We start from the raw sequence: 20,662 nt of genomic DNA on the forward strand, positions 1-20,662 counted from the left end.
CGGGGGATCACCTTCCGGGGTGCGGCGGTCGCGAGAACGCGCCTGGCAGCGCGTGGTGTCAGACGGTTCCGGTCCAGTAGATCGGGTTGGTCGGGTCGTAGGCGACCTTGATCGTCACTTCGGTGGGCACCTGGCGGGCGGCGGCACAGCCCGTCAGGACGAGGCCACCCGCCACGATCCAGGCCGTGATGGTGTGTCGTTCGCGGCCCGGATTCCTCGGGCAGCCGGCGATTCCGGCCCGCCGGGCGGCTGGTGTCGATCAGCCGCCCGGCGGACCGATCACCGAGCGGCCGGGGCCGTGGCGCCGGCGGGGACGAAGTCCCCGGATCGGCTGTCCCAGATGGACACCCGGGCGGAACCGATGTCGAAGTACATCCCGGTCAAGGTCAGCTCTCCACGCGCTTCCGCTTCGGCCACGCGCGGGTAGTGCCGCAGGTGGTCGAGTTGCTGGAGAACGTTGTGCAGTGCCAGCCGATCGGGCCGCGCGGCAGGGACGGCGCCGTCGAGAGCCACCTCGTCCTCGCGTCGCGTACTGGGTTCGGCATGACGGAGCCAGTCCTGCAACGGCGACGCGTGGTCGCGACCGCCGTCGGCGAGCGCGGTCATCGCTCCGCAGCCGGAGTGCCCGCACACGACGATCTCGCGGACACCGAGGACACCGACGGCGAACTCGACCGCGGCGTTCATCGAGTCGTCGGCCTGCCCGGCCGGGACCAGGTTCCCGATGTTCCGCACGGTGAAGAGGTCTCCCGGGCCGCTCGTGGTGATCACGTTCGGCACGATCCGCGCGTCCCCGCAAGTGATGAACAGCGTCGGTGGCCGCTGCCCGCTCGCGAGCGCGCTCAGTGTGTCCTTCAGCAACGGGGCGGTCCGCCGGTGGAATTCGCTCGCCCCGTGCAGCGTCGCGTCGCCTTCCTCGCTGCGCGGCGGAACCGTGCTTGCCTGCCAGTCCGACCACGGTGCGAGCCAGCGGGGCAGCGCCGGTTCCGCGCCGGCCCGGCTGCGGGTCGGGTTGCCTTGCTTGCCGTTGGCGAACCACGGGTGGCCGATCTCGTCGACGATCACGGTGCCGCCGGAGTTTTCGTGAGCCTGCTGCCAGTTCGCGAGTGCTTCGAAGGCGGCGTGGTCGAGGTAGTCGACAACGAGTTCCAACCGCACGGTCGCGCCTTCCGGGATAACGCCGAGCACCTTGGTCAGGCGCGGCACGGCCAGGAAGGTCAGCGCACCTTCGACCACCACACGCCAGTCGCCCCCGTCACGTTCGGCACGGACGCCCGACCACATCGCCCGGCGCAGCATCAGCAGCAGCGCCACGGCGATCCCGGCCAGCACCCCTTTGAGGAGATCGAGGGCCACGACACCGATCAACGTCACCAGGTACACGCTCAGGTCGCCGTGGGCACGCACCTGCCGGATGTGCCCGGGGTTGACCAGCTTCGCGCCGACGTGCACCAGCAGCCCCGCCAGCGCGGCCAGCGGGATGTTCTGGATGAGCCCACCGAGCAGGACCACGAAGACCAGCACCCACACGCCGTGCAGGACCGCGGACGCACGGGTTTTCGCCCCGGCGGAGACGTTGGTGGAGCTGCGGACGATGACGCCGGTGACGGGCAAGCCACCCAGGGCACCGGAGACCATGTTGGCCGCGCCCTGGCCGACCAGCTCGCGGTCGAGGTCGGCGCGTTGCCCGTCGTGCAGCTTGTCGACCGCGACGGCGGAGAGCAGGCTCTCCACGCTCGCGACGACGGCGACGGTGACCACGGCGAGCGCGAAGCCGGCCCAGCCGTCCGAGGGGAGTTGCGGGACGAACTGCAGGCGCAGGAGATCACCGGGCAGGTTGACCCGGGGCAGCGTCAGGCCGCCCACCACGGACACCACGGTGGCGACGGCGATCGCGGCCAGCGGCCCCGGCACCCGCCGGGCGAACTGGGGCAGGGACGGCCAGAGGATCAGCAGGGCCAGCGTGAGCAGGCCGATCATCGTCGCGGCGCTGTGGTGGCCGACGATCTGGGCCGGCAGCCCGGCGAGGTTCTTCAGCGCGGAGCTCTGCGCGGTGCCGCCGAGGATCACGTGCAGCTGGCCCAGGACGATGGTGACGCCGATGCCGGCGAGCATCCCGTGGACGATCGCGGGCGAAACGACCAGCGCGGCCCGGGCGACCCGGGAGAGCCCCAGCACGACCTGGAGGCCACCGGCGACCACGGTGATCGCGCAGGTCGTGGCCCAGCCGAACGTGGCGATCGTCTGCGCCAGCACGACGGTCAGCCCGGCCGCCGGTCCGCTGACCTGCACGACGGAGCCACCGAGCGCACCGGCCACAATGCCGCCGACGACCGCGGCGATCAACCCGGCCACCACCGGCGCCCCGGAGGCCAGCGCGATTCCCAGCGACAGCGGGACCGCGACCAGGAACACCACCAAGGACGCCGGCACATCGTGCCGCAGGGCAGGCAAAATTCTCGTATTCACGACCCCACCTCGAAAAGAGTGAACGGATACCCGTCATCGATGACGGTCGCTGTCTCGAAACCAGCGCGACAAGGGACAACGTGCCCGGCGCCACTCCGGCCGAACACGACCGGGCAGGCGAGCGCGGTGGAGGGCCGCCGGAGCGGGGAACTCGGACCGGCCCTCCACCACGTCAGCGGACGAGGCAGGAACCACCGGGGCTCCTCGTCCAAGACCAGCATCCCGCGGATCCAGGCCGCGCGACCACCCCCACCCGACTGCTGGTGTGCAGCCGCATGGCTGGACCCGCCCCGATACTCCACGGGGCGATCAGACGAGCGTTACTCCTCAAAGGACGGTCGGTCGCCGCGGCCGGACATACCACGGCAGACGTGACGATCCTCCTCGTCAATCGTCCAGTGAGGACTACTCCGGGCCCGACCTGTCTCTCACCCGGCCGGGTGAGAGACGTGTCGAACGAGGTTCGCTCCCCATCCGGGGTCGTGCCTGGGGGCGGCCGGCCGCTACCCGGCCCCGGACTCCCCGCCGACCGGCTGCCGACGTCCAGCCGATCGGCCGGGTGCGAGTCGCCGGGCCCCGGGTGGCAGGCGTGACCCGGTTCCGGCGAGACTGGTGCCATGGTTCGTGTGATCGTGGTCGACGACGAGGAGCTGGTGCGCTCGGGCTTCCGCCTCATCCTGCAGGCGGCGGGTGACATCGAGGTGGTGGCGACCGTCACCGGCGGGGAGGCGGTGAAGGAGGTCAGCCTGCACGCGCCCGACGTCGTGCTGCTGGACATCCGGATGCCCGACGTCGACGGGCTCACCGTCCTGCGGCAGCTGCGGGGCCTGCGCACCCCGCCGGTTGTGGCGATGCTCACGACGTTCGACTCCGACGAGTACATCGCCACCGCGCTGCGTTCGGGTGCGGCGGGGTTCATCCTCAAGGACACCGCGCCCGAGCAGCTCGCCCAGCTGGTCCGCACCCTGGCCGCCGGGGGAGTGGTGCTCTCGCCGAAGGTCACCCGCACCGTCGTCGACGGCTATCTCGACTCGGGGGCGGGCTCGGCCGCGGCCACGCAGGTCGACCGGCTGTCCGAACGCGAGCGCGCGGTGCTTGTCCTCATCGCGGACGGTCTGTCGAACACGGACATCGCGCAGCGGATCCACGTCAGCGTCGGCACGGTCAAGGACCACGTCTCCGCCATCCTCACCAAGCTGGAGGTCGGCAGCAGGGTGCAGGCCGCGCTCGTCGCGCAGCGCGCGGGCCTGCTCGAGGGCACCGGACCGTGAACCGGACCCGGGCGCTGCTCGCCGAAGCGGGCCTGATCGCCGTCGCCGCGCTGGACGCGGTGTTCAACCGGCCCACCGAGTACTGGGACATCGGTGTGGTCATCCTGGCGGTCGGCGCGCTCCTGTTCCACCGGCGGTGGCCGGTTCCCGTTTTCGTGCTCACCCTGCCCGCGCTCGTGCTCGTCGGTTCCGTGATCGCGACGCTCTTCGCGCTCTACGCGGTCGCGGTGCGGTATTCGCACCGGGTTCTGCTCGCCGCCTGCGGGCTCGTCGCCGCGGTGGGGTACTTCTTCCCGGGGTTGGAGTTCTCCTACTCGCGCACCGACACGGGGCTCATGATCATCTACGCGACCATGACGGCGGCGGCACCGATCTTCTTCGGCAGGCTCGTCCACGCCCAGCGGGAACTGGCGCTGCGGCTGGCGGACATCCGGGCCGCGCGCGAGCACGAACGCGTGCTGGACGCCCAGGCGATCCTGGCCGCCGAACGCAACCAGCTCGCCCGCGAAATGCACGACGTGGTCTCCCACCAGGTCAGCCTGATCGCCGTCCAGGCGGGCGCGATGGGAGTGTCCACCCGGGACCCGGACATGAAGGCGGCAGCCGACAAAGTCCGCAAGCTGTCCGTGGACACCCTCGACGAGCTCCGGCACATGGTGAACCTGCTCCGCGCGTCCGGCAGTCACACCACGGGGCTCACCCCGCAGCCGACGCTGTCCGATCTGGACAAGCTGGTCGCGGGCAGCGGCATCGAGACCACCATGACCGGTGCCGCGCCCGAAGGCATCGACACCGCGGTCCAGCGCACCATCTACCGCACCATCCAGGAAGCGCTGACCAACGTCCGCAAGCACGCCCCGGGCAGCCGCGCCACGGTCGACATCACCCACGACGACACCGATCTCGCGGTGACCGTCACCAACACCCCGCCGACCCGCCCGACGCTGGCGCTGCCCAGCGCCCACCACGGACTGGTCGGTATCCGGGAACGCGCCGCCCTGCTCGGCGGCACCGTCAAAGCCGCACCGACCGCCGACGGCGGCTTCCGGCTCGAGTTGCGTCTGCCCCTCGCCGACGGGCGCCGTTAGCGCCGCCGTGGTGCGCGGCCGGCCGCCCGGCTCCTGGTCCGCACCGCCCCGGCGGTCGCGTTCATCGCCGCGTTCCCCGGCCGGTACTTCGCCGCCTCGACGGTGACCGACGCCCAGTACCGCAGCGCCTTCCTCGGCCCGCTCACCGGCCACCCGGCGGTCCGCCGCCCGGCCCGAGCGCCGCATGGCCCGGCTCAGCCCGTCGGTCGTCGGGTACGGGCGGGCCGATAGTTACATCCTGCGGCGCCGGGACGCGTGATCGTGGAATGTCGAATTCATGAAGCACTCCCGCACGGCCATCTGGGCGTCGACCAGCGTCCTGGCGGTGACCGGCGTGGTGGCGCTCGTCCTGCTCCTGATGCCGGGCGCCACCACCAAGCCCGAACAGCCGGCCGGCAGCGACGTCGACCTGGCGGCCGACCTCGGGCAGTTCGCGGAGCGGATGTCGGCCGAATCCGGCTACTCGAAGCCGTCTCCCGCCGAGCGCGAGGCGATCAAATACGGCGTCGAGCTCGCGCTGAACGGAAAGCTGGTCGACGCGAACGAGGCGCTGGCCCCCGTCGGGTACCGGCTGTCCAAGCGGGTCGACACCGCGACCAAGCGGACCTTTTACGAGGTTTCCGAAAGCGCGGACCGGTCACGCGGCTGGGGCCGGATCCTGATCGACGAGGCCGCCACCGCCCGGTTGGGCGTCGAAGTACCTCACCCGAAAGCGGATCTGGGCAGCGAGCAGCTCGGCGTCGGCCTGTTCCGGCAGGTCCCCGGCTCGGTGCTCGTGATCGCCGGCGCGCACCGCCGGGCGGCGCCGGACAAGCAGGCCGACATGGCTCACACGAACGAAAGCGTATTCGAGACGGTGCACGAACTTCTGGTACAGCGCAAGGTTCCGGTGATGCAGCTGCACGGCTTCCGGAACGAAACGGCGCCGGACAGCGACGTGGTCGTTTCCGCGGGTCCCCACCTCCACAGCCCGTACGCGGAGCAGACGGCACAGCGGCTCAAGGACGCCGGGCTCTCGGTGTGCCTGTCCTGGGTCACCGGGTGCGAAGGCCTGGAAGCCACCACCAACGTCCAGGCGAAGTGGGTCGCCGAACACGGCGGCGACTTTGTGCATGTCGAAGTGTCCCAGGACACCAGGTTCACCGCCGAAGCACGCGACCGCGTCGTGTCCGCCCTCGCGCGGCAGGCGGCCGGCCGATGAGCACGCGGCGGGTACCCGGCGTACGGGCGCCGTGGATCGCCGGACTGGTGCTGTTCCTGGTGCTGGCGGTCACCGCCGGGGTCTACATGTCCCGGCCGCGCGATTTCTCCCCGGTTCCCCAGTCGGTCCTCGACGGCAGGCGGGAAAGCACGGTGGCGGCCGGGCAGGCCATCGCCCGGTCGCTCAACGGCGGGCTGAGCAGCCTGGCGGAGATCGCCACCGTCGTCGACGAGTCGATGAGCCAGCGGAACCGGGCCCTCCTGATCCCGTTCAAGAGCCGGATGTGGAAGTCCCTCTACGTCCTCGACCGGGCCAGCCGCGTGGTGGTCGCCCAGGTCGGTGAACCCGCGCAGCCCGCGGTCCTCGGCGAGCCGATGCCGAGCGAGGCCGGTTCGCGGCTGGCCCAGGTCGGTACCGCACAGCAGATCGTGCAGTACACCCCGGTCGGCAAGGCGGCCGACGCGAAGTACCTGCTGGTCGGGCACCTCGATCCGAACCGGTTCAGCGAACTGCTCGCGGTGGCCGGCACGGAAGGCGCGTGGCTGCTGGACAAATCCGGCGCGGTGATCGTCGGCACCGGCAATCGCACGCCCCCGGGCGGAGTCGTCGACCAGGGCATGGAGCCCGGCGAGGGCACCTCCGGCAGCCGGGTCCAGCAGGTCGCCGACCGGCACGAGGTGGTCGCCTGGGCATCCCTGGGCGGTAAACGGCCTTCGAACACACTCGGCTGGACCGTGGTGTCGAACCAGGCGACCAACGACACGGCCGCGCCCAGCGACGGTTCTCGCCGGCGTGCCGTCACGGCCAGCGCCGTGCTCGCCGCGCTCACCGTGATCGTTTTCGCGGTCCTCTACTTCGTGCTGTTGCGCCCCGTCCGGCTGCTCAGGCGGGTTGCCGAGGCAGCCGGCCGAGACGTGCCGAAGGCACCGAAGCACGGGGAAGCAGGACAGGTCGCGACCGCGTTCACCCGCACCCGCAAGAAACCGACTGAGGAACGATGACTACCCGCATTGGCCACCTTCGCCCGAGGTTCTTCCCGCTGGCGCTGCTGACGTGGTCCCTCGGCGCCGCAGGCTTCCTCGGCGCCGCCGTCACCGTCGCGACCGCGCCGTCCTCCTGGCTGGTCGACCCGATCCCCGAGAGCGTCGCGGCCGAACAACAGACACGCACCGCACTGGCCGCGCGCCAGCTGCAACGCTCGCTGGACAGCGGCGTGTCCGACCTGAACGCCGTTGCCGCGGGGATCCGGGTGCTCAAGGACACCGAAACACCGTCCAAGTTGCTGGCACAGCTGGTGTCCACGCGTGATCGGTATCGCGGCGTCGCCTATCTCGCGCCCAGCGGCGAGGTACGCGCCAAGGCCGGGGAGGACGTCGATGCCGCGGCGGTCAAGACCGCCGACAAACCGGCTCTCGCGGTCGGCCCGCCGCAGGGCGTCTCACCGCGGGTGTTCGTCTCCGCACCCGTCACCGGGGACAAGGCCGGCAGGCTGATCGCCGAGTTCAAGCCGAACGCGCTGATCAGGCCCCTGTCCCTGGCGGGTCCGGGCAACACCCGGCTGCTCGACGCCGACCGGAAGGTGATCGGCGCGACCACCGGCTTCACCGCGTTCGAACCCCTGACCCGGCCGGACCTGGAGCAAGCCGCCAAGGACGCCGCGGGCGGGCCTGGCCACGCTCTGCGCGAAGTGGACGGCGAGCGGCACGCGGTCAGCTGGGCGCCGGTCACCAGCACCCAGCCGACCCGGCAGACCGGCCTCACGGTCGTCACCGACCGGCCGGAAGCTTCGCTGACGCTGCCCCACTCCGCCGAGAAGCGCGAACTGATCCTGCTCGGGGCCGTCATCGCCGTCCTCACCGTCGTCGTCTTCGGCTGGCTCTACGTGGTGATCGTCAGCCCGTTGTCCGCGCTGGCGAGGGCGGCCGGCCGGCTCGCCCGCGGCGACACCGGCGAACCGGTGATCGTCCGCCGCTACGACCACCTCGGCCTCGTCGCACGCGACCTCGAACGGATCCGGCGCGATCGGGCCGGAGGGCACCGATGACCTTCCTGTACACGGTTTTCAGCCTCGCGCTCGTGGTGCTGCTCGTCGCGGGCATCATCGAACAGCGCCGGCACCAACGCAACCTCGACACCATCCCCCACCGGATCCTGGTCAACGGCATCCGCGGCAAGAGCTCGGTCACCCGGCTGTGCGCGGGAGCGTTGCGCGCCGGGGACCTGACCGTGGTCGCCAAGACCACCGGCACCGCGGCCCGGTTCATCCACCCCGACGCGACCGAGGAGCCGGTGCACCGGAAGTTCGGCATCGCCAACGTCGTCGAGCAGATCGGCATCGTCCGCCAGGCCGCCGCCGCGCAGCCGGACGTCCTGGTCATGGAATGCATGGCCGTCATGCCGCCGCTGCAGGAAATCAACCAGACCAAGCTCATCCGATCCACCATCGGCGTTCTCAGCAACGTCCGCGAAGACCACCTCCAGGAAATGGGTCCCACCCTCGAGGACGTCGCCCGCTCGCTCTCCCGGTCCATGCCGGTCGGCGGCGTCTGCGTCACGGCCGAACGCGACCTGCTGCCCGTTCTCCAGGAGGAAGCGGACAAGCGGTCCTGCCGGCTGATCGCCGTCGATTCCGGCGACGTCACCGACGACGAAATGGCCGGGTTCGGCTACCACAGCTTCAAGGAGAACGTCGCCATCTCCCTCGAAGTCGCGCGGCTGCTCGGTGTGCCCCGGGAACAGGCGCTGAAAGGCATGTGGGACGCGCCACCCGATCCCGGTGTCCTCACGGTGAAGTCCTACGACTTCGACGGCAAGTCGCTGCGCTTCGCCAACGTGTTCGCCGCCAACGATCCGCGCTCCACGGTGATGAACGTGCGGGAGCTCATCGAGCAGGGACGGATCCAGGAACCCGTCTTCACCCTCGTCAACTGCCGGCCCGACCGCGTCGAACGCAACGGCCAGATGGGCGAGATCGTGGCCGAACTGCGCACCGGCAAGCTCTTCGCGATCGGCCACCCCACCAGGTCGGCGCTGGCCAAGGTCCCGGCCGGCTGGCGCGGCCAGGTCTTCGACCTCGGCGGCGCGAACCGTCCGGTCGAGGAAATCCTGCGCACCATCGTCGACCAGATCGACCACGACGCGTCGCTTGTGGCGATCGGCAACATCCACGGCCAAGGAGAAAAGCTGGTGCACCACTTGGAAAACGCGGCAAAGATGGGAACGCGGTGCTGACCGCCACCGTGACGGCCGAGGTGGCCGTGCTCGGCATCGCCATCGGCCTGGTGTTCTCGCTCGGCTGCTACCTGCTGTCCAACCTGTCACCCGGCGGGATGATCACGCCGGGCTGGCTCGCCCTGGCTCTCATCACCGACCCGCGCAGGCTGTGGATCATCGCCGCGGTCACCGTCGGCACCTACTTCGGCGCCCGGCTGCTGCAGAAGTTCGTGATCCTTTACGGCAAGCGGCTCTTCGCGGCCGTTCTGCTGCTCGGCGTGTTCCTGCAGCTGACCATCTTCCTCTTCCTGCTGAAGGACCACCCGTTCCTGTTCTCCCGCGGAACACTCGGCTTCATCGTGCCCGGCCTGATCGCCTACCAGTGCGTCCGCCAGCCCATCAAGGCCACCCTGGCCTCGACCGGCATCGTCACGCTGCTGGCCTACGTCGTCCTGCTCTCCGGCGTGCTGCTCAACCTGCTGCCGCAGTCGGCGTCGTAAGCGATCATGGCCAGCTGCACGCGGTTGCCGCAGTCCAGTTTGCCGAGCATCCGGCTGACGTGGGCTTTGACCGAGCCCTCGCTCATCCCGGCAGAGCGGGCGATTTCCGTGTTCGACAGCCCGTTCGCCAGCATGGTCAGGACGCGGCGTTCCCGGGCGCTCAGGACGGCCAGCCGGGCGCGGGCCCGCTCGACGCGTTCCGGATCGCGCTCGGTGAACGTCGTCAGCAGCGAGCGGGTCACCTGGGGCGCGAGGAACGCGCCACCCGCGGCGAGCGCCCGCACGGCGCCGAGAAGGGCCTGGGGCGGCATGTCCTTGAGCAGGAAGCCGAGGGCTCCCGAACGCAGTGCGCGGTGGACGTACTTGTCGTAGCCGAACGTGGTCAGCATGGCGACCGCCGTCGACGGGACGTGGCGGCACACCAGCTCCGCCGCCGACAACCCGTCGCCATCGGCCATGTGGATGTCCATCAGCACGACGTCCGGCCGATGGCGCCGCACCAGCAGCAGCGCCTCGGTCCCGCTGCCCGCTTCCGCGACGACCTCGACGTCGTCCGCGGTCTCGAGCAGACCCCGGATGCCGGACCTGATCAGCGGTTCGTCGTCCGCGACGATGACCGAGATCATGCGTTCCCCGCCCTCGTCGCCAGCACGGCGTGGACCGCGAAACCGCCGTCGCCGGTCGGTCCGTACGACAAGTGGCCGCCGAGCGTCCGGATCTGTGCCGTGAGAGAGCGCAGGCCCCGGCCGGTCCCGACACCGTGGGTGGCCGGGGGCCGGGCGCCGGGACCGTTCCTGACCAGCAGCCGAACCCGGTCCGGTGCCACTTGGCACTCCACTTCGACATCGACCGGCCCGGCGTGTTTGTGCACGTTGGTCAACGCCTCCTGCACGATGCGGTACGCCGCGTCGGACAAGGTCTTGGGCAGCGAGGCCATCCGATCGTCCACCCGGGACTCGATGCGCATGCCGGTCAGGCGCGAGCATTCGACGAGATCCGGCACGGACTTCGGGCGGGGATCGGCGTCCAGCACGCCGATGATCTCACGGAGAGACTGCATGGCCTCGCGGCTGGTCGCACCCAGCAGTTCGGCGGTCCGGGCATCGGCCTTGCCGCCGAGTTCGAGCCGGCCGGCCTGCAACGAGATGAGGCTCAGCTTGTGCCCCAGGACATCGTGCATCTCCCGGGCGATCCGGTCGCGTTCCTGCGTGACGGCACGCTCACGGTGCAACGCGGCCTGCTGCCGGAAGCGGCGGACGCACACCCCCAGCAGAGCGGGAAACAGTATCTGGAACCCGGCATCCGAGGCGCCGTCGACGAGGTCGGCCGGATCCCAGGCCAGGACCACGTAGGCGAGTGACGCGGCAGCGACCCCCAGGACGCCGGGAACCGCCCGGCCCCGCGCGCCGACCGTGTAGGCCGCGCACCACAGCGCCAAGAAAACATCGCCCACCGTGAGGAGCTGGATCGACATCACGCCGGCCAGCACGGCCGACGGCGTGCGCCTTCTGGCCACGAGCAGGGCCGCGGCGCCGGCCGCCCACCACCGGGTCTCGGCATCCGGGGACAGGGCGATGGTCAGGCCGCCCCAGACCAGGACCGCCGCGGCGTCGAGGAGCAGCTCTCGCCGTCGCGGGCCCAGGCGGTTCCACCGTGCTTCGCATTTTTCGACCCAGGAAGCGGTCATGTCACTCCTCGCGCGGCCATCGCGGCAGCCGGCCCCAGCTCGAGACGGTCGAGCGATCGCGGTGGAGAGCCGCAGAGCTGGGGGTGGTTCCGCGGCTCTCCACCACGTTGCCGGACGAGGCGGGGAACATCGGGGCTGCCTCGTCCGCGGACCAGCCTGCCGCGTCTCGAAGCCGGCGACCACCCGCCACCCGGCTGCCGTCGCCCGGCCGGGTGGGCGGAACTGCTCCCACCCGGCGAGCAGGCTACGGGCCGGGTTGCGCCCCGGTCGCGCAGGCCGTCATGGACGCCGTGTCTCCGCGGGAGCGAGCACGATGTCGAACCGCACGCGTGACCAGGTGCCCTCGACCGGCCGCCCGTCGGGCGTCGGCGTTCCCGGCTCCTGCTGTGCGAAGTCGCGGATCAGGGACTCCCGGACGCCGAAGACGCTGTCCTGCCCGAGAAGTTCGTCCCCGCGGACGAAGATGTGGGTGACCAGGGTGCGGTGGCCGGCGTGGCTGACCATGAAGTGCAGGTGGGACGCCCGCATCGGGGACCGGCCCGCCGCTTCGAGCAGCCGGCCGACCGGGCCGTCGTGCGGGATCGGGTAGGGCGTCGGGGTGACGCCCCAGAACCGGTAGCGGCCGTGCTCGTCGGTGTACAGGTGCGCGCGGCCGGCGGTTCGCCCGTCGTCGTACTGCACGTCGTACCGCCCGTCGGCGTCGGCCTCCCATACTTCGATCCGGGCGTCGGCCAGCGGAGCTCCGTCGGTGCCGGTGACCGTGCCCTCGACCCAGCACGGCTCGCCCGTGGCCGGTCCGGCGATGTCGCCACCCAGCGGAATCCGCGGTGCGTCTGCCACGAAGAACGGGCCGAACACGGTGGCTTCCGTGGCGTTGCCGCAGGCCGGGTTGGCGACGGTGATCGTCTGCATCGACGCGCCGAGCACGTCGGACAGCAGGATGAATTCCTGGCGCCTGTCATCGGTGATCTCACCGCAGCGGGTGAGGAATTCGACGGCCGCGGCCCATTCCTGCTCGGTGAGCCGGACTTCGCGGACGAACGCGTGCAGGTGGCGGACGAGCCCGGTCAGCAGCTCCCGCAGCCGGACGTCGGCACAGCTGTCGAACGAACGCACGACGCGTTCCAGCAGTTCCTGTTCGCGGGCGTGCTGCCGGTCGGCCGGTTCGGCGGTGCGGGTGGCGGGCACTGGTCCTCCTCGACCTCGGCGCACTGTCGGTGCCGACGGTAGAAGGGGCTCCGGCGCGCCGGAATCGGTACTGTCACCTGTGCGGGTAGGGGATTTCTTCAGTCCCGGCCCAGGCGGCGCGCACCAGCGCCGTGAGGCTCTCGATGTCGACCGGAGCGGGATTCCCCGGCGGGACAACGGAAAGCACCGCTTCGGCAGCCGGTCCGATCCCGGCTTCGGGCATGCCGTGGTCCCGCAGGGCGACCGGCGCCGCGAGCCGGGCCCGCAGCTTCGAAAGCCCGGTGACCGCCGACGGCGCGTGCAACGCGGCGGCGATGCGGCGTTCCGCCTCGGGGGCGGCGGACTCGTTCAGCGCGAGGACGTGGGGCAGGACCACCGCGTGCGTCGCCGCGTGGGGCAGGTCGAACATGCCGCCGAGGACGTGGCAGATCTTGTGGTGCAGCCCGGAACCGGCCGAGGCGAAGGCCACCGCGGACAGATAGGCGCCGTAGAGGGCCTGCTCGCGGCCGGGCAGCCCGCCGGGATCGTCGGCCACCCGCGGAAGTCCCGCGTTGAGCGCGCGGATCCCTTCGCCGGCCAGTGCCGCGTTGACCGGGTTCGCGCGGGGCGCCCACAGCGCGTCCACGCAGTGCGCCAGCGCGTTCAGCCCCGAAGCCACCGACAGCCGGACCGGCAGCGTGAGCGTCAGTGACGCGTCGTAGACCACCGTCCGGGGGAGCACGCGGGCGTCCGTCCCGGTGGTCTTGCGGTTCGCGTCGGTCAGGCCCCAGACGTCGGTCGCCTCGGAGCCGGCGTAGGTGGTGGGGACGGCGATGATCGGCAGGCCGGTGGTGAGGGCGACGGCTTTCGCGAGCCCGGTGGTCGAGCCGCCGCCCACGGAAACGAGCGCGTCGACGTCGTGGGCGGCGGCCGCGGCGCGGGCCCGGTGCGCGACCTCGACCGGGACGTGCGGGGCGACCTCGTGGTGCCACACCGCGACCGGCAGGCTGCCCGCCACGCGCCGCGCGGTGTCCTTTTCGGACTCGGCCGCGATCACCATGACCCGCGAACACCCGCGGGCGGTGGTTTCCGCGGCCAGGTGCGCCGCCGCTTCGCCGGAGGCGAACCGGATCCGTTGCGGCAGTGTGTCGTGGACGAAACGCATGGTCGGCTCCCGGCTCCTCGTGGTTACGGGGAAGCTACGCGGCAAACTATCCACTTGACAAGTTTGCCGGGAGCCCGCACTCTCGTGGGCACCGCTCGCCAGGCAGGCGCCGCAAACCCCGGCGTACCGCGCCTCACCCGGATGCGTCCGCGTCCCCGTTCGCCACCACGAAGGCAAACCATGAATCAGCAGAGCGACGTGATCGTCATCGGTGCCGGCTTCGCCGGGCTCACCGCCGCCAGGGAACTGAGCCGGCGCGGCCGGTCCGTGCTCGTCCTGGAGGCGCGTGACCGGATCGGCGGGCGAACCTGGACCGACACCCGGTTCGGGCTCCCCCTGGAAATGGGCGGCACGTGGGTGCACTGGACCCAGCCGCACGTCTGGGCCGAAATCACCCGCTACGGCCTCGAAGTCACGCGAAGCCCGATCCCGGACCGGGCGTACTGGCACACCGGGGGCCGCGTGCGCGAAGGAACCCCGGACGAGCTCCTCGCGCTCTTCGACCCGGGAATGACCGCCGTGCTCGCCGGCAGCCGTGACTGGTTCGAGCCTTTCCTGCGCGAGGACTTCGACGCCCTCGACGGCGAATCGGTGCTCGACCGCATCGCCACGCTGGGCCTGCCCGAGGACGAGCGGGAACTGCTCGAAGGCATGTGGGCCCTCAACTTCAACGCCCCGCCGGAAACCGCGGCACTGACCCAGGCGTGGCGCTGGTGCGCCGCGGCGTCGGGCAGCTGGCAGCTGCTCTTCGAGGCCTGTTCGACGATCAAGCTCAAGCACGGCACGAAGAGCCTGGCCGAGGCGATGGCCGCGGACAGCGCGGCGGAGATCCGGTTCGGCGCCGTCGTGACCGAGGTGACCCAGAACGCGAACGGCGTGACGGTGACGACCGAATCGGGCGAAACCCGCCAGGCCGCCGACGTCGTGGTGACCCTTCCGCTCAATGTCCTCGGGAGCATCCGGTTCGACGCCTTCGCCGGGGTCACGAGCCAGGCGTCCCAGGGCCTGAAGACCTGGATCAAGGTGCGCGGGGACGTCGAGCCGTTCCTCGCCTTCGGCGGCAAGGACCTCCCACTCACCTACGCGCACAAGGAGTACGCCGTCGACGGCGACTCGGTCCTGGTCGCCTTCGGTCCCGAAGCCGCGCGCCTGCGTCCCGGCGACGTGGACGGCGTGGCCAAGGCCCTCGCGATCTGGCGCCCGGACCTCGAAGTCGTCGGCACCGCCGGCCACGACTGGGTCGACGACCGCTTCTCCAGGGAAACGTGGCCCATGCTGCGTCCGGGGCAGCTCCGGCAGGTGCGGGCGCTCCGGCGGCCCCACGGCCGGGTCCACCTCGCCGGCTCCGACTACGCCACCGGCTGGGCCGGATTCATCGACGGCGCCATCGAAAGCGGGCTCGCCACCGCGCGCCGCCTCCTCAGCCGGTGAACCGCTCCCAGCCAGGAAGGCCGACCATGTCCCGTTTCGTCGAGTTCGTGACCTACCGCGTCAAGGACACCCCGGAGGAGGAGTTCCTCAGGCTCCGGTCGGCGGCCGTCGCCGCGGTCGAAGCCGCCCATCCGGCGCTCGTCGCCGTGCCCGTCCTCGCCCGGCGGCCGGACGGCTCCTGGGTGGACGTCTGGGTCTACGAAACCGAAGACGACGCCCGCGCGGCCAACGAAGACGCCGCGAACATCCCCGCGTTCACCGACTTCGCCCGCGTGCTCGAGGGCGTCGAAATCGAGGCCGGCGCCATGCCCCACCTCGCGATCAGCCCCCGCTGACCACCACCGGAGAGACCCATGTCGGACACACCCCAGACCAGCTTGAAAAAGGACGCCCTCGGCGTTCCCAGCCTGTTGTTCTTCGTCCTTTCGGCACAGGCCCCGCTGACCGGCATCGTCGGCGCGGCCGGCCTCGCCGTCGCGCTCGGCGACGGGGCCGGCGTGCCCGGGGCCTACCTCGTCGTCGGGCTGATCATCGTCGTGTTCGCGATCGGCTTCACGACCATCGCCCGCCACGTCGACACCCGCGGCGGGTTCTTCGCGATCATCCGGGCGGGCCTCGGCCGGCGGGCCGGGTCCGGCGGCTCGCTGCTCGCGCTGCTGTCCTACAACACGGTCCAGTGCGCGATGTACGGGCTCTTCGGCGTGAGCCTGGCCGGGCTGGTCTCGCGGCAGTTCGGGGTGAGCACGCCGTGGTGGCTGTGGGTCGGCCTGGCGATCGCGGGCGTCTGGTTCCTCGGCTCCCGCAAGATCGAGCTCGGCGCCCGGGTGCTCGCCGTGCTGGTCGCGTGCGAGGTGCTCCTCCTGGTCGTCTTCGCCGTCGCGGTCCTGGCGACGCGCGGCCTGTCGGCCCTCGACGTCCCGGCCAGCTTCAGCCCGGCCGCGGTGCTGGCCGGCGCGCCCGGCATCGCGATCATGTTCGGCATCGCGTCGATGTTCGGGTTCGAGTCCACCGCGATCTACTCGGCCGAGGTCAAGGACGCCCGGCGGACCGTGCCGCGGGCCACCTACGTCGCCGTCGTGCTCATCGCGGCCTTCCTCGCCCTGGTGACGTGGATGCTCATCACCTACTACGGCGCCGCGCACGCTCAGGACGCCGCCCTGACCGCACTGAGCGGCGATCCCGCGGTCTTCGCCCTCACCCCGCTGAACGACGTGCTCGGTACCTGGGCGGGGACGGTCGCGGACGCCCTGCTGTGCAGCTCGCTGTTCGCCGGCGTCCTCGCGTTCCACAACATGGTCACGCGGTACTTCCACGCCATGGCCGGCGGCGGGATCTTCCCGGTCCGCCTCGAACGGACCAACCGGCACCAGGCCCCGGCGGCCGCCTCGCTGACGCAGTCGCTGCTCGCCGCCGCGGCCATCGTGCCCTTCGCCGCACTGGGCGTGAACCCGATCGCCACCCTCTTCAGCTGGTTCAGCGGGCTCGCCGTCGCCGCCCTCGTCGTCCTTTACACCCTGACCTCGATCGCGGTGGTGGCCTACTTCCGCCGGAACCCGGCCGGCGCGAGCGTCTGGACCGGGCTCGTCGCCCCGGCGCTGGCCACCGTGCTCATGCTCGGCGTGCTGGTGTTCGTGGTGGGCAACTTCGGGGTCCTCACCGGCGGCAGCGCGCTCACCGTGTGGCTCCTGCTCGCCTCCGTGCCCGTCGTCTTCGTGCTCGGCTGGACCGGCGCCCGGCGCGCGGAACCGGCCGTCGCCGTGCTCGCCTGAAACCCCGAGGGAGAAACCATGCCGCACCCCCTGTCCGCGCTGACGGCCGACGAGATCCGGGCCACGCGGAAGATCCTCGACGAGGCCGGCCTCACCTGCGAACACACCCGGTTCTCCTACGTCATGCTCCGCGAACCGCACAAGGAGGACGTCCTCGCCTGGGACGGCACGAGCGCGTTGCCGCGTGAGGTCTCCGTGCTGCTGACCGAGCTGGACCCGCTGTCGCTGAGCAGCGCCGTCGTCGACCTCGAGGCAGGGCAGGTCGTTTCGCGCACGGAACTCGACCCGGCGGCGGCCGGGTTCGGTCCGTGCCTGGACGAGGACTACGACCTGGTGGACGAGATCGTGAAGGCCGACCAGCGCTGGCTCGACGCGGTCGCCAAACGCGGGATCACCGACGTCGGGAAGGTCCGGGCGGTGCCGTTGTCGGCCGGCGTCTTCGGGTACGACGACGAGGTCGGCACCCGCGTGTACCGGGTCCTGTCGTTCCACCAGGAGCACCCGGGCGAGCCGCCGTGGGCCCATCCGGTGGGCGGTGTCATCGCCCACGTCGACGTCGGCAACCGCAAGGTGCTGCGCGTGGTCGAGACCCACGTCGAGCACGTGCCGCAGGAGTCCGGTGACTACCTGCACGACGCCGTCCGCGGCCCGCGGCGCACCGACCTCAAGCCGATCGAGATCACCCAGCCCGAAGGCGTGTCCTTCACCTTCGAAGACGGTGTGCTCAGCTGGCAGAACTGGCGGATCCGCGTCGGCTTCAACGGCCGCGAAGGCCTGACCCTGCACCAGATCTCCTACGGCGGCCGGCCGATCGTCTACCGGGCCTCGGTCGCCGAAATGGTGGTCAACTACGGTGATCCCGGGCCGACGCACGGCTGGCAGAACTACTTCGACCTCGGCGAGTACCAGTTCGGGCGGCTGGCGAACTCGCTGGAACTGGGCTGCGACTGTCTCGGCGAGATCACCTACGCCGACGCCGTGGTGGTCGACGACCACTGCGAGCCGAAGACCATCCGCAACGCGATCTGCATCCACGAAGAGGACTTCGGCGTGCTGTGGAAGCACAACGACATCTTCACCGGCACCTCGGAAACCCGGCGGCAGCGTCGCCTGGTCGTGTCGTTCTTCGGCACCGTCGGCAACTACGACTACGGCTTCTACTGGTACTTCACCCTCGACGGCACGATCGAGCTGGAGGTCAAGGCCACCGGCATCCCGTTCCCCTCCGGCTACGACGGCGAGGACCCGTACTTCGCCGAGCTGGCCCCCGGCCTTGGCGCGCCGGTGCACCAGCACCTGTTCTCCGTCCGGCTGGACCTCACCGTGGACGGCGTGCGCAACCACGTCGACGAGCTGGAAGTGGCGCCGGTCCCGATGGGCGAGGGCAATCCGTGGGGCAACGCGATCGGCCGCAAGCGCACACGGTTGCGCACCGAAGCCGAGGCCCAGCGGGTCGCGGCCAACCACCTCGGCCGGGTCTGGGAAGTGTCGAGCGCCGAGCACACCAACCGGCTGGGCCGGCCGACGGCGTATGTCCTGCACCCGCAGGGGCAGCCGGCCCTCCTCGCGGATCCCGGCGCGCCCATCTCCCGGCGGGCGGCCTTTGCCCGCAAGCACCTGTGGGTGACGCAGTACGACCGGGACGAGCTGTGGCCGTCGGGCTACACGGTCAACCAGAACCCGGGTGGCGACGGCCTGCCCGCCTACGTGGCGAACAACCGGCCGGTCGACGGCGAGGACGTCGTGCTGTGGCACACGCTCGGGCTGACGCACTACGTCCGGCCCGAGGACTGGCCGATCATGCCGGTCGACCACGCCGGGTTCAAGCTCAAGCCGGACGGCTTCTTCGACCGCAACCCGACCCTCGACGTGCCCGACCTGAGCAAGCGGCACACCGGGTGCGAGTGCCATGAGTGACCGGGCGCTGCGGGCCTGGCTGGCCGCGGTGGCGCTGCTGGGCGCCGTCGCGCACGCCGGTGCCGTGCCGGCCGATCCCGGCCTCGCCGTGGTGTTCGCGGTGATGGCCGTGGCGTGCGTGCCGTGCGCCGTGCGCGTCTGGCGCCACGACAGCACCCGGGCGCTGGTCATGCTGGGCGCCACCGCCGCGGCGATGGTCCTGGTCCACCTCGCGCTGATGGCGCGGGCCCACGGCGGCCACGGCTCGCTCGCCGTGCTCACCGTCGTCGAAATCCTTGTCGTGGCGGGCGTCTGGTACGCGCTGCGGCACCGTGCACCGGAACAGGAGCAGTCATGACCGCCTTCACCACCGACCTGTACCTCGACGGGGCCTGGGTGCGCGGGGGAGCGGGAACCTTCACCACGCTCAACCCCGCCACGGGCGAGCCGCTCACCGAGGTCGCTTCGGCCGGGCGGGCCGACGTCGACCGGGCGGTCGCGGCGGCCACGCGTGCCCTGCGCGGGGACTGGGCGGAGACACCGCCGTCGGCGAAGGGCGCCCTGATCCACCGGCTCGCCGGCCTCGTGGAGCGGGACGCCGACCGGCTTGCGTGGCTCGAGTCGAGCGAGATGGGCGCGCCCGCCGGGATCGCGCAGGGCCTGTTCGTGCCCAACCTGGCCGCCTCGCTGCGGTACTACGCGGGCTGGGCGGACAAGATCAACGGCGAGCAGCTGAGCACCGACGGCTACTTCGGCGCGGCGACGCACTCCTACACCCGCCGTGAGCCCGTCGGCGTGATCGCCGCGATCGTGCCGTGGAACTCGCCGCTGATGATCCTCGGCTGGAAGCTCGCCCCGGCACTGGCGGCCGGGAACACGGTCATCGTCAAGCCCGCCGAGGACGCCTCGCTGGCGATCCTGCACCTGGCGACGCTGGTGGCGGAAGCCGGTTTCCCGCCGGGCGTCGTGCAGGTGCTGCCGGGCATCGGAAGCGTGACCGGAGAGGCTCTCGCGGTCCACCCCGGCGTGCACAAGGTCAGCTTCACCGGTTCCCCCGAGACCGGCAGGCGGATCCTGCGCAACTCCGCGGACACCTTCAAGCGCACCACCCTCGAACTGGGCGGGAAGTCCCCGCAGATCGTGTTCGAGGACGCCGACCTCGCCGCGGCGGTCCAGGGCGTGGCCATGGGCATCTTCACCAACCAGGGCCAGGTCTGCGCCGCAGGCAGCCGGATCTTCGTCCAGCGCACGGTGCTGGACACGGTCCTCGACGGGCTCGCCGACGCCGCCGTAGCGCAGGTGCTGGGCGACCCGTTCGACCCGGACACGACGATGGGGCCGCTCATCAACGCCCGGCAACGCGAACGCGTTCTCGGCTACATCCACCAAGGACAGGAGGAGGGCGCCAAGCTCGTCGCGGGCGGCGGAAAGCCGGACGGGCCGGGCTTCTTTGTGCGGCCGACCGTCTTCGCCGGCACCAACGACCTCACCATCGCCCGCGAGGAGATCTTCGGGCCGGTGGGCACGGTGATCCCGTTCGACGACGACGCCGAGGCGATCGCGCTGGCCAACGACAGCGACTACGGGCTGGCCGCCACCGTGTGGACCCGCGACGTCGGCCGGGCCCACGGCGTCTCCGCGGCACTGCAGGCGGGCGCGGTCGGCGTGAACGGCTGGTCGCCGTTGGCGCCGCAGCTGCCGTGGGGCGGGCTCAAGGCCAGCGGCGTCGGCCGTGAGCTGGGCTACGAAGGGATTCTCGCCGACACCGAGGCCAAGACCGTCACGATCGTCCTGTGAGGAGCGCC

The 20,662-nt window shown here is 71.2% G+C and carries 19 protein-coding genes; 13 read left to right on the plus strand and 6 right to left on the minus strand.

Going from position 1 to position 20,662, the window contains the following annotated elements; genetic code table 11:
- Positions 1–279 precede the first annotated feature (279 nt).
- Complete coding sequence (locus I4Q55_RS41480; RefSeq protein WP_206796023.1) at positions 280–2,469, minus strand: bifunctional SulP family inorganic anion transporter/carbonic anhydrase; 2,190 nt, start codon at positions 2,467–2,469, stop codon at positions 280–282.
- 617 nt (positions 2,470–3,086) lie between these two features.
- On the opposite strand from I4Q55_RS41480, the gene I4Q55_RS41485 reads away from it, so the two are divergent.
- A complete protein-coding gene (locus I4Q55_RS41485; RefSeq protein ID WP_206796025.1) occupies positions 3,087–3,740 on the plus strand; it encodes a response regulator transcription factor in 654 nt (217 codons plus the stop codon).
- Positions 3,737–4,828: a sensor histidine kinase gene (locus I4Q55_RS41490; RefSeq protein ID WP_206796027.1), complete on the plus strand. Its 1,092-nt coding sequence runs from the start codon at positions 3,737–3,739 to the stop codon at positions 4,826–4,828. The genes I4Q55_RS41485 and I4Q55_RS41490 overlap by 4 nt, the downstream gene beginning before the upstream one ends.
- On the opposite strand, the gene I4Q55_RS41495 is transcribed toward I4Q55_RS41490, so the two are convergent.
- Positions 4,825–4,974 carry a hypothetical protein gene (locus I4Q55_RS41495; RefSeq protein ID WP_206796029.1) on the minus strand — a complete coding sequence of 50 codons (150 nt, stop codon included), beginning with the start codon at positions 4,972–4,974 and terminating at the stop codon, positions 4,825–4,827. The two genes, I4Q55_RS41490 and I4Q55_RS41495, sit on opposite strands and share 4 nt — an antisense overlap.
- A 131-nt stretch (positions 4,975–5,105) precedes the next feature.
- Here I4Q55_RS41495 and I4Q55_RS41500 point away from each other — a divergent pair, with 131 nt between their 5' ends.
- From I4Q55_RS41500 to I4Q55_RS41520, 5 genes are read left to right on the plus strand one after another with little or no spacing between them, the layout of a single operon-like run.
- The gene (locus I4Q55_RS41500) at positions 5,106–6,029 is read left to right on the plus strand and encodes a hypothetical protein (protein ID WP_206796031.1); all 924 of its coding nucleotides are present in this window, start codon (positions 5,106–5,108) and stop codon (positions 6,027–6,029) included.
- On the plus strand, positions 6,026–7,030 hold the full coding sequence (locus I4Q55_RS41505; RefSeq protein WP_206796033.1) for a hypothetical protein: 1,005 nt from the start codon (positions 6,026–6,028) through the stop codon (positions 7,028–7,030). Before I4Q55_RS41500 ends, I4Q55_RS41505 begins: the two co-directional genes overlap by 4 nt.
- Positions 7,027–8,073: a hypothetical protein gene (locus tag I4Q55_RS41510; protein WP_206796035.1), complete on the plus strand. Its 1,047-nt coding sequence runs from the start codon at positions 7,027–7,029 to the stop codon at positions 8,071–8,073. The genes I4Q55_RS41505 and I4Q55_RS41510 overlap by 4 nt, the downstream gene beginning before the upstream one ends.
- Positions 8,070–9,260 carry a poly-gamma-glutamate synthase PgsB gene (gene pgsB, locus I4Q55_RS41515; protein ID WP_206796036.1) on the plus strand — a complete coding sequence of 397 codons (1,191 nt, stop codon included), beginning with the start codon at positions 8,070–8,072 and terminating at the stop codon, positions 9,258–9,260. Before I4Q55_RS41510 ends, pgsB begins: the two co-directional genes overlap by 4 nt.
- Positions 9,254–9,742, plus strand: a complete 489-nt coding sequence (locus I4Q55_RS41520; protein ID WP_206796038.1) for a poly-gamma-glutamate biosynthesis protein PgsC/CapC — start codon at positions 9,254–9,256, stop codon at positions 9,740–9,742. The genes pgsB and I4Q55_RS41520 overlap by 7 nt, the downstream gene beginning before the upstream one ends.
- On the opposite strand, the gene I4Q55_RS41525 is transcribed toward I4Q55_RS41520, so the two are convergent.
- The 4 genes from I4Q55_RS41525 to I4Q55_RS41540 all read right to left on the minus strand — a co-directional run bounded on the left by I4Q55_RS41525 (position 9,685) and on the right by I4Q55_RS41540 (position 13,761).
- Positions 9,685–10,368: a response regulator transcription factor gene (locus I4Q55_RS41525; RefSeq protein WP_206796039.1), complete on the minus strand. Its 684-nt coding sequence runs from the start codon at positions 10,366–10,368 to the stop codon at positions 9,685–9,687. The two genes, I4Q55_RS41520 and I4Q55_RS41525, sit on opposite strands and share 58 nt — an antisense overlap.
- The gene (locus I4Q55_RS41530) at positions 10,365–11,429 is read right to left on the minus strand and encodes a sensor histidine kinase (protein ID WP_206796040.1); all 1,065 of its coding nucleotides are present in this window, start codon (positions 11,427–11,429) and stop codon (positions 10,365–10,367) included. Before I4Q55_RS41530 ends, I4Q55_RS41525 begins: the two co-directional genes overlap by 4 nt.
- Positions 11,430–11,708: 279 nt before the next feature.
- Entirely contained in the window at positions 11,709–12,617 is a 909-nt protein-coding gene (locus I4Q55_RS41535; protein WP_206796041.1) for a dioxygenase, read from the minus strand.
- 73 nt (positions 12,618–12,690) lie between these two features.
- Positions 12,691–13,761, minus strand: coding sequence for a maleylacetate reductase (locus tag I4Q55_RS41540; RefSeq protein WP_206796042.1), 1,071 nt, complete (start codon positions 13,759–13,761; stop codon positions 12,691–12,693).
- Between the two features lie 180 nt (positions 13,762–13,941).
- On the opposite strand from I4Q55_RS41540, the gene I4Q55_RS41545 reads away from it, so the two are divergent.
- Genes I4Q55_RS41545 through I4Q55_RS41570 form a run of 6 tightly spaced genes read left to right on the plus strand, consistent with a single transcriptional unit; the run spans position 13,942 to position 20,654 of the window.
- Positions 13,942–15,192 carry an NAD(P)/FAD-dependent oxidoreductase gene (locus I4Q55_RS41545; protein ID WP_206796043.1) on the plus strand — a complete coding sequence of 417 codons (1,251 nt, stop codon included), beginning with the start codon at positions 13,942–13,944 and terminating at the stop codon, positions 15,190–15,192.
- A gap of 26 nt (positions 15,193–15,218) precedes the next feature.
- Positions 15,219–15,527 (plus strand): hypothetical protein, encoded by a 309-nt coding sequence (locus tag I4Q55_RS41550; protein ID WP_206796044.1) that lies wholly within the window; start codon positions 15,219–15,221, stop codon positions 15,525–15,527.
- Positions 15,528–15,545: 18 nt separating this feature from the next.
- A complete protein-coding gene (locus tag I4Q55_RS41555) occupies positions 15,546–16,961 on the plus strand; it encodes an APC family permease (protein ID WP_206796045.1) in 1,416 nt (471 codons plus the stop codon).
- A gap of 18 nt (positions 16,962–16,979) precedes the next feature.
- Positions 16,980–18,878 (plus strand): primary-amine oxidase, encoded by a 1,899-nt coding sequence (locus I4Q55_RS41560; protein WP_206796047.1) that lies wholly within the window; start codon positions 16,980–16,982, stop codon positions 18,876–18,878.
- The gene (locus I4Q55_RS41565; RefSeq protein WP_206796049.1) at positions 18,871–19,215 is read left to right on the plus strand and encodes a hypothetical protein; all 345 of its coding nucleotides are present in this window, start codon (positions 18,871–18,873) and stop codon (positions 19,213–19,215) included. Before I4Q55_RS41560 ends, I4Q55_RS41565 begins: the two co-directional genes overlap by 8 nt.
- Positions 19,212–20,654: an aldehyde dehydrogenase family protein gene (locus I4Q55_RS41570; protein WP_206796050.1), complete on the plus strand. Its 1,443-nt coding sequence runs from the start codon at positions 19,212–19,214 to the stop codon at positions 20,652–20,654. The genes I4Q55_RS41565 and I4Q55_RS41570 overlap by 4 nt, the downstream gene beginning before the upstream one ends.
- Positions 20,655–20,662 lie beyond the last annotated feature (8 nt).

Origin of the sequence: Amycolatopsis sp. MtRt-6, from assembly GCF_017308975.1 — a bacterium.
Lineage (GTDB): Bacteria > Actinomycetota > Actinomycetes > Mycobacteriales > Pseudonocardiaceae > Amycolatopsis.